Below are 13891 nucleotides of genomic sequence, written 5' to 3'. Positions count from 1 at the left end.
CCTCTCTCACGATACCCGATATTCGATTTTCGGCTCGCGGGGAAGATATGTTTACAGCAGTGTCAGTAATCCCGCGAGTAACGCACGGTCGCATTTGAGCCGCCGAACGAACCCGCCTGCGTCAGGACGCTCAGCGATTTGGTGAGCGCGACGGTAAGCTGCGTCGCGGTGAAGCCGCGCGCATCGGTGACGATCTCGATATAAATGTTACGCGTGATGTATTTGCCCGCAGCAAGCGCCGTGCCGCGTCCGGTCGCCTGATCGGCACCCAGCACGCGCAGGCGATCGAATCCGGTCGCGGAGCGAAGCTTACCAAGCGGATTAAGCCCGCCGCCCGATCCGCGCAATGAATTGAGCGCAGCCGCCAATTGTATCGCCTCTGTCGCGGAAAGGTTCTCCGGGTTGGTGCCGAACAGTAATCGGCTCAGCACCTCATCCTGTGGCAGCGATGGTGTTGAGGTAAACGTGATCTGCGGCTTCTGCCCGGTGCCCGCGATGTTGATATTAAACGTCGTGCTGTCTTTGGTGGTGTTCGCCTGAATATCGATATCCGGGTCTGTCAACGCACCGCCTTGGAAGCGGATACGACCGCGCGTCACGTCGAAGCGCGTCCCTGCGAACGAATAGGTGCCGCGAACGAGATCCAGCCCGCCGGTAATGATCGGCGCGGTCGATGTGCCGCTCACCCGCATATCCATCTGCCATTCGCTCTCCAGCCCCATGCCGGAAACGAACAACTGGTTGGCGGCCCGGATACGCATATCTAGCTTGAACAGGCCGACGGAGGGGGCAGCCGGCCGGTCGGTCGCCCGCGCAACGCGAATGTCCCGCTTCCAGCGTACGCCGCTAAGCTCCGGCACTTCCGCCGCGCCCTGGCGGATGATCTCATAGCGCGCATTGGGGATGGTAAGATCGGCTTTGATGAGGCCGCCACCGGCGCCGTTCGATATATTCAGCGTGCCGCTGGCGGTCGCCCCCAGGCTATCGGATTTGGCGAGCCGCGCATTGTTGAGCGTCGCTGTCAAATTCATTGGATAGCCTTGCTCGGCGGCCAGGCTAACGAAGCCCTTCGCCTGCACCGTGCCGTCTCCGGCACGCGCCTGCAGCGAGTTTATCTCCAGCCGGTCGGCTGTGAAACGCGCGCGAAGCTGCATCTGCGACAGCCGCGTTCCGTAGGTTTCGTTGTCGTAGGTAAGGTTGTCCGCGCGCGCGATGCCGTTAAGTTGCGGCGCCGTAACCCGGCCACCGAAATCGGCGGCGACAGCGATCGGGCCGGAGAGCTGTTGATTGGCCAGCCCTGCAAAGCTGAACAACACCGCGGCCGGCCCATTGTAGCGAATGCCGCCACCAAGCGGGGCCTGGAGCAGCCGCGTCATCCATGATCCGTCTCCGGAAGGCAACGGCCGCAGCGTGGCAGCCATCCGGCCAACAGTGGTCGCTCCGCGTTTAACGATCGCACGCGCTTCGCCGCCATCGCTGACGAGCCGCCCGGCAAACTCTACATCCACCGGGGTGGATACAGACGCCAGGCTGGAGCGAGTGAACCCGGTGATCGTCATCCGCGCGTCGGCTTGCGGGAACGCACTCGCGCTGGCCTGCGTAAAATCGAGGCTCCCCGTCGCCTGCCCGCCCAGCCCGATGTCGGGGACGAAGGCGTTGAGGATCGACAGGTCGAGACTTTCGAGGCGCGCTTGCGCCACCAGCTTTGGCCCATAACTGCCAGCAATCCGCGCCCTGCCCTTGTCGAATATGAGCAGAGTCGGCTGGAGCGTGTAGGTGCCATGCGTTGCGATGATGTGCGCCGGGCTGCCGGTTTTGAAACCCACTCCGTTTGCCTGCCCGGTCAGCGCCACGAGGTAATCATCTGGCGCAAGCCTGGCGTTGGCCGCCAAGCGGAAGGGAACGCTGTTCGAACCGGCCAGCACGGCCTGCGCGGTGCCCCTGCCATTGGCGTAGTTCACCTTTGCGCGCGCCGTGTCGATCACGGTTGGGCCATAGCGCATGTCGGCGACTTGCACGTCGGCAATCACCTGCGGCTTTTCGCGCAGCACGATGCTTGCCGTAACCAGGGCGCGGCCGATCGTGAAATCCACCGCCCCCGGTATCTTGGCGTTATCGGCACGCGCGTTGACGTCGGCGCGCTGGTATTGCCCCTCAGCGCCAAGACGCGCGTTGCCGGAAAGGCCGGAGCCGGCGAACTGAAGCTGCCCCGCGAACGGCCCCGCCGCAGTCTGCACGACGCGGCCGGCGACGGTGACGCCGGCAAAGATCACCTTGCGGATATCGATCGCCAGTTGCTTGCCAGAATGGACAAGGACGTCGGCGTTGAACGGTCCATAAGTCGTTCCGCCCTGCGCCGTCACGGCATAGGCGCCGTTCCGGCCTACAATCCGCGCATTGAGATCGACGAGCCCCACGCCCACGCCGGGCCGGGGTGCGCGCAGCAACACTATTGGATCGGTGGCGCTCCCACTCACCCGCGCGAACAACGGCCCATATTGCGTAGAATAGGCAGCCGCCGAAACCGCCAGTCGGCCATTGTTCAGCTCATATCGCCCTTCCCCGTGCGTCACCCGGAATTGCGGAGCGTTGAGCCGCAGGTTGGTGAAAGTAACCAGACCTTCCGGCGCATAGCCGACATCGGCACGCATCACCGCATTGCCGCCCAGGAAGGTGCGCGCACCGGAATTGAATATCTGGCGCGTCTGCGCGACGATCCTGCCGCTTATGCCGAAGCCGCCGCGCGCGGCCGGCACCAGCCTTGCATCCGTCGTGAGGTTGACGATGCCGATGCTCTCGATGCGGTAGTTGTTGATACGCCCTTTGAGCGCGCCGGTGTAACGCCCCGTCTTGATGTTGGCGGCAATGATTGCTGTGGCGTCGATATTGTCGGAGCGGATGCGCAGATTGTCTGACAGCACTGACGGCATCGTGATTGCCACGTCGCCATCGATCCGGACGTTATTGGTAAGGCCGCCTACCGCCGCGTTGAGCCCGCCAATCCGGCGCGCGCGCGCATGCACCGGCACGAGGATGCGATGCGCATCCACCCGCGCCTGGCCCTCGGCGTAAAGATTTTCGACAATGGTGTCGGCGAAGCCCAGCGCGCTCGCGCGGATCTTGTAATCGACCACGGGCATCGCGAACGGGCCATTGAGCACCAGCCGCGCCAACACGTCACGGCCGCGCACATTCGGTGCGATCGCGCCGGGGGTGAGCAACTGGGCATCGACGGCGAAATTGCCGAACCGGCTGTTGGCGAGATCGACGATACCGCCCGCATCCACCACCAGAGCGTCGGACTTCAGCTTGATCCGCGTATCGGCCCTGCGCTGCGCGAGAGTCGTATCGATGGCGACATCCAGCCGCGGGGCGGTGAGCCGTTCAACCGGCCCCTCGAGGTAAAGCCCGGGCTTCGTATAGCCGCGTACCTCGATATGCCCGGTGTGAGCGGTAATGCCCAGATCGGCCAACTGTCCGCCGCCGAGCGACGCCAGCATCTTTCCCGACCACGCCTTCCAGCTGCCCTTGCCGCCGATGGTCGCGATCAGCGGCGTTTTCGTCCCCGCGAGTGAGGAGACCACGCCACCCGCCGGCGCAAACAGCCGCGCATTCAGATCGAGCTTGTCCTCATCCGGCACCGCATCAAGCCGCAGACGCAGCGTATCCCCGCCGCCGATCCCCGGCCCGCGCAATGCCACCGCATCCACATCGAGCTTCGCGCGCCGGTCGGCGATGTGCGCCGCACCGATGATCCTCCCGATATGCCGCGCTCCCGCGACGGGCGGCTCCATCACGAACCGATCGACCCGCAAGCGGCCGATATCGATATCGAGATCCGGCAGGAACGGCGCGTTGGGGTCGCTGGGCTGCGGCGTGAACGCCGGATTGCGCCTCAGGGTGACGAGCGCGCTTTCCAGGCTGCGCACATCGACATGATTCCCGATGAACGCGAACGGTCGCCAGTCGACGTCGATACGCGGCGAGGTCAGGAAAACGCCCTTCGGATCGCTGACCTGCACATCGGAAAGCGTCATTCGCCCGTAAAGTGAGCCATCGATCCTTCCGACGCGGATATTGAGGCCTGTGGCGGTCTTATAGGCGCCGAGCTGATCGGCGACGAGGCGGCGGCCCGGATCGGTGTTGATCCCCGCCACAATCACCAGCAGCAACAGAGCCAGTGCGCAGATCGCGATACCGAGCCACTTCATGATACGCTGCCACAGTGGTCGAGCGACGTGAGCGGGAACGCCATCCTCCGCCATCAGAAAGCCTGCCCGATCGAGATATAGAGCGCGATATTGCCATCGCCCTTGCGCGGGTTGAGCGGGGTAGCGAGGTCTAGCCGCATCGGGCCGAAATTGGTGTAGAAGCGGCCGCCGATGCCAGCACCAAAGCGCAGGTCGCTAGCCTTGGGCAAAACGCTTTCATAGGCGTTGCCGGCATCGATGAACGGCACGATCCCGAAATTGCCGAAGCGATAACGCGCCTCCAGCGAGAATTCGTTGATGCTTCGCCCACCCACCGGGTTGCCCTGCGGATCGAACGGCCCCAGCCGCTGGTAGCCATAGCCACGTACCGATCCGCCGCCACCGCCATAATAACGCCGCGAGGGCGCAAGCTCATCGCGCGAAGTCCCTACGATCGATCCCGCTCGTGCCCGCCCCGCGATCACCAGACTGTCCAGAACCGGGTAATAGAATGTTCCCTCGACCATCATGCGGACATAAGGATCGACCGAGCCCTGAACCGACGTTTCCGGGCTGAGGTTCAGCTTCACGCGATAGCCGCGCGTCGGATTGAGAAGGTTGTCCGAAGTATCCCACATGGCCTGAAGCGGCACTGCCGCGATGCCGTAGGTACGCCGCACGCGATCGCCGCGCGCGAAGTCATAGACGCTCTCGTTCGTGCCGGTCAGTTCCGCGCCGTAGGCATAGGTCAGCTTCTTCTGCCACAGCGGCGTGGAATCGTAGCTCCAGCGCACCGCGAGCGTGCCTGTGATCGCATTGAACGCATCGTAATTCTGGCGAAGGCCGCTCGCGATGATCGAGAACGTGCGATCGCGCTGCCCGGCATTGGCGCGGCGCAGGGTCGCGGAGGCGCCCTGCTGCTGCGTGCCCGCGATCGCGGAAAGGATCAGCGCACCTTCGGGGGGGAAAAGGTTGCGGCTGGTCCATGTCCCCTCCAGCTTGATCCCCTCGCCCGTGCCATAGCCGGCGGTGGCGGCGATGCTGCGCGTCTTCCCCTGGCTCTGGTTGATGAGCAGATCGACCAGTTCAGTTCCGTCGGGCCCCGGCTCTCCCGTCGCGACTGGTTCCACCGAGATCGAATTGAACAGGCCGGTAGCTGCCAGCGCCTGGCGCAGATCGTCCGTTTTGCGCGCGTCATACAGATCCCCCTGCTTGAAGCGCGGAAAGACATTCAGATGCTTTAATCCGAATACCGGATCGCCGGTGGTGCGCAACTTGCCGAAGCTGCTGCGCGCGCCGGTTTCCACTGGAAGTGTATAGTCCCCGATCAGGGTCTGATCGTCGAGCAGGATATCGCGCTGCCCCACCTTCGCGAACGGATAGCCGCGCTGCGGCAGCACAAGGCTGACGTTCGCCTCCGCCGCCTCGATCCGCGCCGCATCGATCGGATCGCCTGTCTTAAGCGGCAATTGCGCGCGCACCAGCCCGACCGGCACGGTCGGGGGCGATACGACGTTGATCGCGCCGAGATGATAAAGCCTGCCGGGCGAGGCGCTGATGATCGCTCTGACATTGCCCGCCTGCCCCGGCACCGGCTCGATTACCGAATGGGCGACGCCATCATAATATCCGCGCGATTTCATCAGCCGCACTGCCAATGCCTCGTCCTCGTGCGCGCGCGCCGAGATCTGCGTGGCATTGGCGGCCTTGCCGCCGCCGTTCTTCAACGAAGAAAAGGACTTGAACTCGCTGTCCAGATCGATCGCATCAAGCCCGCGTACGACAAGCTGATAGCGTATTTCGGGTGCCGGTTTTTCCTTGACGTCGGCTGCCGATTCCAGCGGCACGGTCTGAAAATTGGCGATAGGCGGCAGCGGCTGTTCGAGTCGGCGATCTTCGGATGCGGGCGGGGGCAAAGTGCCCGATGGGGCGATGGGCGCGGATGCGGATGCCGGCTGTTCCGCCACCGGCATCGGCTCGAGCGGCGCGTTCATGTCAGCCGACAGCGGCGGCAGAGCCTTGTCAAACTCCGCATCAGGCACGATTGGCTTATCGTCTTGCGACTTGCCCGCAGCAGGATTGGCAGACTGCGCCTGAGCGTTGGCCGGGGGCGAGGTAGCAACCAGCAATGCGGTCGTCACACAACTCAGACGAACAACCGCAAACCCCACGCACGATCCCCTTTTGCTTCCGGGCGCACGATAGAGTCTGAACTTCTCCCCGGACAGGGGAAACGCGCGATTTCCCAAACGGTTTCATGCGGCTCGTCGAACCGGGGTTGGCAAAGGGCTTGCCAATCGCCCCGAATGGCGGCGATGAAGCCGCTCCTCGGCAAGGCGGAAGGATCACCGTGAAAGAGCATATCGAGATTTCGCTGACCGGCCATGTCGCCGTCGTGACTATCGATCGTGAGCCGCATAATCACGTCAATGCCGCGTTGATCGGCGCACTCGCTGACACGTTCGAGGAGCTCGATCGCAACGATCAGTGCCGCGTGATCGTGTTGAAGACGGCCGGGCGCGTGTTCTGCGGCGGCGCTGACCTCTCGGGCGACAAGCCGCTGGTCACCGAAAGCGGAGAGGCGGAAACCCCGATCCTTTATCGCAATGCGGTACGATTGTTCACCACGCGCAAGCCGATCGTGGCCGCGATCCAGGGTGCAGCGGTCGGCGCCGGGCTCGGCCTTGCGCTGGTCGCGGATTTTCGCGTCGCCGCGCCCGAAGCGCGTTTTTCCGCCAATTTCGTCAGCCTCGGTTTCCATGCCGGCTTCGGCATCTCGCATACGCTGCCGCGCGTGATCGGCGTGCAGAAGGCATCGCTGATGCTGCTGACCGGCCGTCGCGTGAAGGCGGAGGAGGCGCTCGCCTTCGGCCTGATCGATGAGCTTGTGCCGGCAGACCGCCTCGACGCGGCGGCGGCGGGGCTCGCTGAGGAAATAGCGGCGGCGGCGCCGCTTGGCGTGGAGGCGACCCGCGCGACATTACGCGCAGAGCTCGCCGCGGCGGTGGAGCGGCAGACCCAGCATGAACGCGCCGAGCAGGATCGATTGATGGCGACGGGCGATTTTCGCGAGGGCATCAAGGCTGTGGCGGAGCGTCGCCCAGGTAACTTCACCCGGCGATAAACGCCTGTGCCGGTGCGATCGTTCGTCGCTTGAGGCTTCACGTTTGCGTCCGATCCGATTATCGAACGGATCGAAACGCCGCACCGGGCATTTTCCCGACCGAAACGCGGCTTAAACCTTCGGCAGGAACAGGATTTTGCGCACGAGGACGATCGGCGAACTGACGCCCATTATTTCGCTTGCGCTGATCCTGGCGGCATGTGGAAGCGGTGGGACCGACGCTTCCAGCAAGAAGCGGGCAAGCAACGGCGCGGTGCAGGTCGGCTACATCGTTGCGCGCACGGCAAGCGTGCCGATCCCGGCCGAGTTGCCCGGCCGCACCGTCGCGTTCCAGAGTTCCGAGGTGCGGCCGCAGGTGAGCGGGGTAATCCAGCGCCGCTTCTTTACCGAGGGATCGATCGTCAAGCAGGGCCAGCCGCTCTATCAGATCGATCCCAGCCTCTATCGCGCCGCGACCAACCAGGCGTCGGCCAATCTCGCCAGCGCTGAAGCGACCGCCGCCGCCGCCAAGATCAAGGCGGATCGATATCGCCCGCTCGCCGAGATCGAGGCGGTGAGCAAGCAGGATTACACCGATGCGCTCGCCGCCCAGCGGCAGGCACAGGCATCGATCCTGCAAAACAAGGCGCAGCTGGATACCGCGCGAACCAACCTGCGCTTCACCACCGTTCCCGCACCGATCACCGGGCGGATCGGACGGTCCCTGTTCACCGTCGGCGCGCTCGTCACGACCAGCCAGACCGATCCGTTGGCGACGATCCAGCAGCTCGATCCGATCTACGTCGACATCCAGCAATCTTCCGCGGCGCTTCTGCAGTTGCGCCGCAGCCTCGCGTCCGGCGGGGCGGTGCCGACGCGCGCTGCGGTACGGCTCAAGCTCGAGGACGGCGGGGAATATGATCTTGCCGGGAGCGTGGAGTTTTCGGAAGTCGTCGTCGATCCGAGCACCGGCACGGTGACGCTGCGCGCACGCTTTCCCAATCCGACCGGCCTGTTGCTGCCCGGCATGTTCGTGCGCGCGATATTCGCGCAGGCGATCGATCCGACCGCTATTCTTGTGCCGCAGGCGGCGGTGGCGCGCGATCCGAAGGGAAATGCCACCGTCTGGGTGGTCGGCCCCAATAACAGGGCCACGCAGAAGAGCATCGTGGCCGATCGCACGCAGGGTTCGTTCTGGGTGGTGACGCGCGGCCTTGCGCCCGGCGATCGCGTCATCACGCAGGGAACCGGGAAGTTGCAGGCGAACATGGCGATCAATCCGGTGCCCGCCGATTCGCCGCAACGCATCGCGCCGCCGTCGCAGCAGCAGTCTCAGGGCAAGAAAGCCGGCTGAACCATGTCGCGCATTTTCATCGATCGCCCGATCTTCGCCTGGGTTCTCGCAATCATCGTGATGATGGCGGGAATCGGCGCGATCATGGGGTTGCCGATCGCGCAATATCCCGATGTCGCGCCGCCGCAGGTATCGATCCGCGCCACCTATCCCGGCGCGAACGCACAGACGATCCAGAATTCTGTGACGCAGATTATCGAGCAGCAGCTCACCGGCATCGACGGTCTGCTCTATTTCAGCTCGTCCTCCTCGTCGCGCGGCTCGGTGTCGATCACCGCCACGTTCGCCAAGGGCACCGACCCCGATATCGCGCAGGTTCAGGTGCAGAACCAGGTGCAGCAGGCGATCAGCCGCCTGCCCACCCAGGTGCAGCAACAGGGGCTGGTCGTCCGCAAGTCCAACCCCGACTTTCTGCTGATCGCCGGCGTTTATGACATCACCGACAAGCTGACCAATCAGGATGTGTCGGATTATCTCGTATCGAACCTGCAGGAGCCGCTCGGTCGTCTTCAGGGCGTGGGCGACACCAACGTGTTCGGATCGCAATATGCGATGCGGATCTGGCTGGATCCGGCGAAGCTGGCCAGTTTCTCGCTGATCCCGGGTGACGTCATCACCGCTATCACCAACCAGAACACCGAGGTGGCGGCGGGCGAGATCGGCGGCCAGCCGATGCCGCAGGATCAGATGCTGAACGCCACCGTCACAGCGCAGTCGCGGCTCCAGACACCCGAACAGTTCCGCGCGATCATCCTGAAGACGCTGCCCTCGGGCGCAACGGTGCGGCTGGCGGATGTGGCGCGGATCGAGCTGGGGGCGGAGAGCTACGCGGCAACCAGCCGCGTGAACCGCCACCCCGGCGCGGGCATCGCCGTGTTGCTCGCGCCGGGCGCGGATGCGCTCAAGACCGCGGAACTCGTCAAGGCTGAAATCGCGCGCGTCGCCAAGACCTTTCCACCCAATCTGCGCATCGCCTATTCAAGCGATTCAACGGACTTTATCAAACTGTCGATCCACGAGGTGGTGAAAACGCTGATCGAGGCAATCATACTCGTCGTGATCGTCATGTTCGTTTTCCTGCAAAGCTGGCGCGCGACGCTGGTGCCCACGATCGCGGTGCCGGTGGTGTTGCTCGGCACGTTCGCGATCTTCTACATCGTCGGCTTCACGATCAACACGCTCACGCTGTTCGGCCTTGTGCTGGCGATCGGGCTGCTCGTCGATGATGCGATCGTGGTGGTGGAGAATGTCGAACGGCTGATGGAGGAAAATCCCGAGATGACGCCTCGGGAAGCGACGATCGAATCGATGAACGAGATCACGGTGGCGCTGGTCGCGATCGCGCTGGTGCTGTCCGCGGTGTTCCTGCCGATGGCGTTTTTCGGCGGATCGACAGGCGTGATCTATCGCCAGTTCTCGCTGACGATCATTTCCGCGATGATGCTTTCCGTGGCGGTGGCGATCATCTTGTCACCGGCAATCACCTCGCATCTCCTGAAGCAGAAAAGCAAGGAGCGGCCCGCCGATGAAACATGGCTTGGTCGCCGCGCGCCATGGCTGATTTCGGGCGCCGATCGCGCCAAGACGTGGTTCAATCACAATTTCGATCGCGGCGTGCAACGCTATACCGCCGCGGTTGGCCGGGTGGTGGAGCGCAAATGGCTGTTCCTGGGCATCTACGCCGTCACCGTGGCGTTGTTGGCCGTATTGTTCCTGCGCTTGCCGACCGGCTTTTTGCCGACCGAGGATCAGGGTGGCGCGATCGTCCAGTTCCGCCTGCCGGCCGGCGCGACGCTAGGCCGCACTACGCAGGTCCAGCGCGAGATCGAGAAATATTTCGCGGAACATGAGGGCGCCAACACGAAAACACTGTTCACGGTCGCTGGCGGCGGCGGCGGCGGCGTTAGCGGTCAAAACACGGGACAGGGCTTTCTCGCCTTCACGGACTGGGATGCGCGCAAGGGCACAGAGAATGGCGCGGACGCGATCGTCGCCCGCGCAGCCGCCGCATTCAGCGGTTTTCGCGACGCGCAGGTTTTCGCGCTGATCCCGCCGGCCATTCGCGGCCTCGGCCAGTCCGAAGGCTTCACGATGGAGTTGCAGAACACCGGCGGCCTGTCGTTGCAGGAGTTCGAGGCGGCGCGAGACAAGTTGCTGGCGATGGCGATGGCCGATACGAAACTCGGCGGCATCCGGCTTACCGAACTGCCCGATATCGGCACGCTTCAGGTTGACACCGATGCGCAGAAGATCGCTGCGCTGGGCCTGACGCAGAATGACGTCAACACCACGCTTTCCACCGCATGGGGCGGCCGTTACGTCAACGACTTCGTGGATCGCGGCCGGGTCAAGCGCGTGTATGTTCAGGGCGATGCGCCGTTCCGGTCGAAGCCGGAGGATATTGGCCAATGGTTCGTACGCGGCACGAACGGGCAGATGGCCCCCTTCTCTTCCTTCGCCTCCACCAGCTGGTCGCAGGCGCCGACGACGCTGTCACGTTTCAATGGCGTTCAGAGCTTCGAATTCCAGGGTGATGGCCCACAAGGGGTAAGCTCGGGCGACGCCATGAACCGGATCGCCGCGCTCGCCGCGCAGATACCGGGAACCAGCATCGCATGGGCGGGCGTCTCCTATCAGGAACGTTTGTCGTCCGGCCAGGCCCCTTTGCTTTACGGCCTGTCGCTCATCGTGGTGTTCCTCTGCCTCGCCGCGCTTTACGAAAGCTGGTCGATCCCGCTTGCCGTGCTGCTGGTCATCCCGCTCGGGCTTGTCGGAGCGATCCTGTTCGTAACGCTGCGCGGGCTTACCAATGACGTCTATCTCCAGATCGGCCTGCTGACGACGATGGGGCTAGCCGCCAAGAACGCCATCCTCATGATCGAATTCGCGGAGCAGGAGGAAAAGAAGGGCAAGCGCGTGATCGAAGCAGCGCTCGCGGCCGCACGCATCCGCCTGCGCCCGATCCTGATGACCAGCTTCGCCTTCATCTTCGGCGTGCTGCCGCTGGCGATCTCCACCGGCGCGGGGGCGAACAGCCGCATCGCGATCGGCACGGCCGTGATCGGCGGGATGCTTACCGCTACAATCCTGGCGATCTTCTATATTCCGATGTTCTTCGTGCTGGTGCGGCGTGGTTTCCGAGATACGCTCGCGCGATTGCATGGCGAGCATAGAGGGTATCGCCCGTCCCCGCCCGTATCGCAGGCCGGTGAATCATGATGCGTCGCGCATTTCTGCTGGCCGGCGGCGCCGCGCTTTCGGCGTGCAGCATGACGCCAAAATATGTGCGTCCGGATCTGCCCGTTCCCTCGTCATGGCCGGTGGGCGACGCGTATCTGAGGCAAAGCGAGGCGGCGCTGCCCAGTGTCACCTATCGCGATATCTTCCGGGACACGCGGCTCCAGCGCGTCATCGATCAGGCGCTCGCCAATAACCGCGACTTGCGCATTGCGGCGGCGAATATCGCTGCCGCCCGTGCGCAATATCGCATCCAGCGCGGCGAACTGTTTCCCACGATCGCCGCCAACGGCGCATACAGTTACAGTCACAGCAATAGCCCGGCCGCCGGAAACGCGGCCACGACGGACTCTCTTTCCGCGGGAATCGGGATTACCGGCTTCGAAATCGACTTGTTCGGCCGGGTCCGCTCGCTGACCAGTGCCGCGCTGAACCGCTATTTCGCGCAGGAAGCGACCGCGCGCGCCACCCGGCTGACGCTCGTCGGCGATATCGCCGGTGCGTGGCTGAGTTATGCGGCGGATCGCAGCCTGCTCGGCATCGCAGAGGAAACGGCAGCCAACGCGCGCCGCAGCGTATCGCTGACCGATGCGCGTCTGAAAGGTGGCATCGCGCCTCGCACCGATCTGCGGCAGGCGGAACAGGTGCTCGCGAGCGCTGAATCCGATCTCGCACAGCAGAAGACCGCGCTCGCGCAGGATGTGAACGCCCTTCAACTACTGGTCGGCGCGCCGATCGACCCCGCGCTGCTGCCCGGATCGATCGATGAAGCGGCCAGCAACATCGCCGCCTTGCCAGCCGGGCTCGATTCGGGCGTCTTGCTGCGCCGCCCCGATGTAGTGAGTGCGGAATATACGCTTCGTGCGGCCAATGCCGAGATCGGCGCCGCTCGCGCCGCGCTGTTTCCCCGGATCACGCTCACCGGCCTCCTAGGTTTGGCCAGCGGCGCGCTCTCCTCGCTGTTCAGTAGCGGCGCGTTCAGTTATTCGGGAAGCGCGAACGCTGCTTATCCCATTTTCAGCGGCGGCGCGGCGCGCGCCGGCGTCGCTCAATCCGAGGCGCAGCGCGACGCCGCGGTCGCCAGTTATGAAAAGGCGATCCAGACGGCGTTCAGCGAGGTCGCCGATGCGCTCGCCCGACAGGGAACCATCGCTGATCAGCTTGGCGCGGATCAACGAAACGTGGATGCCGCACTGGACAATTACCGGCTGGCAGACGCGCGCTATCGCGGGGCTATCGATACCTTTCTTGCATCGCTGGTCGCCCAGCGTTCGCTTTACACCGCGCAGCGCGGCCTCGTGCAGACCAAGCTGACCCGCGCCACCAATCTGGTCACTCTGTACCGTGTCTTGGGCGGAGATTCGCTGCTCCAGAGCGCCCCGACCGGACCGACGCTTTCTGGCCAGCAGGACCCGCGACAATAACGAACGGGCCATTGCGACAAGGCCGCGAAATCAGCGCAAGCCGTCATGATTTCCTGCACGTGCCGTACGGGATCGCCCGAACTGGCGACTAGTCACCCCTTCCCCGCGCTGCCCTTCATCGTGCCGACCGCATCCCGTCCGAACTGCATGATGAGCTCGCCGACCTCGCGCGCGTGCGCCATCGATCGATTGCTCTGTTCACGCAGGAAATCGCCCTGGATCTTCATCACGTCCGAAAGATCCTTCGCGACGGCGGCAGCGCGCATCGCCGCAAAGGCCTCCCGCGCATTGGCTTCGGCCTGATCGATCATTTTCAGGCCGACCGCCTTGTTCTGCTCGGCGACCTTTTCGCCCGATGCCTTTACCGCCTCGCCCACACGCCTTGCCGGATCGACGACGTGGTCCTCAAACGCCTGCTTCGCCTTTCCTGCGCCCTCGCGCATCTTCCCGGTGGCTTCCTTGGCCCGATCTCCGGCGGTCTTGCGTGATGCAGCCATTGTTCCTCTCCTTGGCTTCAGCCTGCGATCGGCATGCTGAACCTCTCGCGCATTCGCGGCAAGATGCTCAACGCATCGCACAGATG

At 64.1% G+C, this 13891-nt stretch carries 7 protein-coding genes; 4 read left to right on the top strand and 3 right to left on the bottom strand.

Annotated elements, in window-relative coordinates:
- Window positions 1-62 precede the first annotated feature (62 nt).
- Window positions 63-4265 (bottom strand): translocation/assembly module TamB domain-containing protein, encoded by a 4203-nt coding sequence (locus ACM61V_RS10115; RefSeq protein ID WP_419713965.1) that lies wholly within the window; start codon window positions 4263-4265, stop codon window positions 63-65.
- Window positions 4265-6361, bottom strand: a complete 2097-nt coding sequence (locus tag ACM61V_RS10110; RefSeq protein WP_249341419.1) for an autotransporter assembly complex protein TamA — start codon at window positions 6359-6361, stop codon at window positions 4265-4267. The genes ACM61V_RS10115 and ACM61V_RS10110 overlap by 1 nt, the downstream gene beginning before the upstream one ends.
- A gap of 179 nt (window positions 6362-6540) precedes the next feature.
- On the opposite strand from ACM61V_RS10110, the gene ACM61V_RS10105 reads away from it, so the two are divergent.
- The 4 genes from ACM61V_RS10105 to ACM61V_RS10090 all read left to right on the top strand — a co-directional run bounded on the left by ACM61V_RS10105 (window position 6541) and on the right by ACM61V_RS10090 (window position 13308).
- Window positions 6541-7314: an enoyl-CoA hydratase/isomerase family protein gene (locus ACM61V_RS10105; protein WP_249341420.1), complete on the top strand. Its 774-nt coding sequence runs from the start codon at window positions 6541-6543 to the stop codon at window positions 7312-7314.
- 133 nt (window positions 7315-7447) lie between these two features.
- Window positions 7448-8647 (top strand): efflux RND transporter periplasmic adaptor subunit, encoded by a 1200-nt coding sequence (locus tag ACM61V_RS10100; RefSeq protein ID WP_419714260.1) that lies wholly within the window; start codon window positions 7448-7450, stop codon window positions 8645-8647.
- Between the two features lie 3 nt (window positions 8648-8650).
- Window positions 8651-11866: a multidrug efflux RND transporter permease subunit gene (locus tag ACM61V_RS10095; RefSeq protein WP_419713964.1), complete on the top strand. Its 3216-nt coding sequence runs from the start codon at window positions 8651-8653 to the stop codon at window positions 11864-11866.
- Window positions 11866-13308 carry an efflux transporter outer membrane subunit gene (locus tag ACM61V_RS10090; protein WP_137785928.1) on the top strand — a complete coding sequence of 481 codons (1443 nt, stop codon included), beginning with the start codon at window positions 11866-11868 and terminating at the stop codon, window positions 13306-13308. Before ACM61V_RS10095 ends, ACM61V_RS10090 begins: the two co-directional genes overlap by 1 nt.
- 92 nt (window positions 13309-13400) lie before the next feature.
- Here ACM61V_RS10090 and ACM61V_RS10085 read toward each other — a convergent pair whose 3' ends face one another.
- Window positions 13401-13805: a phasin family protein gene (locus tag ACM61V_RS10085; RefSeq protein WP_137785627.1), complete on the bottom strand. Its 405-nt coding sequence runs from the start codon at window positions 13803-13805 to the stop codon at window positions 13401-13403.
- Between the last annotated feature and the right edge of the window lie 86 nt (window positions 13806-13891).

Origin of the sequence: Sphingomonas sp. TX0543 (assembly GCF_048565505.1) — a bacterium.
Taxonomy (GTDB): domain Bacteria; phylum Pseudomonadota; class Alphaproteobacteria; order Sphingomonadales; family Sphingomonadaceae; genus Sphingomonas.
This window is presented reverse-complemented; position numbering and strand designations above follow the sequence as displayed.

Bases quoted from the DNA above. Each gene is read 5' to 3' on its own strand.
- ACM61V_RS10115 (WP_419713965.1), bottom strand. From the start codon at position 4,265: ATGGCGGAGGATGGCGTTCCCGCTCACGTCGCTCGACCACTGTGGCAG.
- ACM61V_RS10095 (WP_419713964.1), top strand. From the start codon at position 8,651: ATGTCGCGCATTTTCATCGATCGCCCGATCTTCGCCTGGGTTCTCGCA.
- ACM61V_RS10090 (WP_137785928.1), top strand. From the start codon at position 11,866: ATGCGTCGCGCATTTCTGCTGGCCGGCGGCGCCGCGCTTTCGGCGTGC.
- ACM61V_RS10085 (WP_137785627.1), bottom strand. From the start codon at position 13,805: ATGGCTGCATCACGCAAGACCGCCGGAGATCGGGCCAAGGAAGCCACC.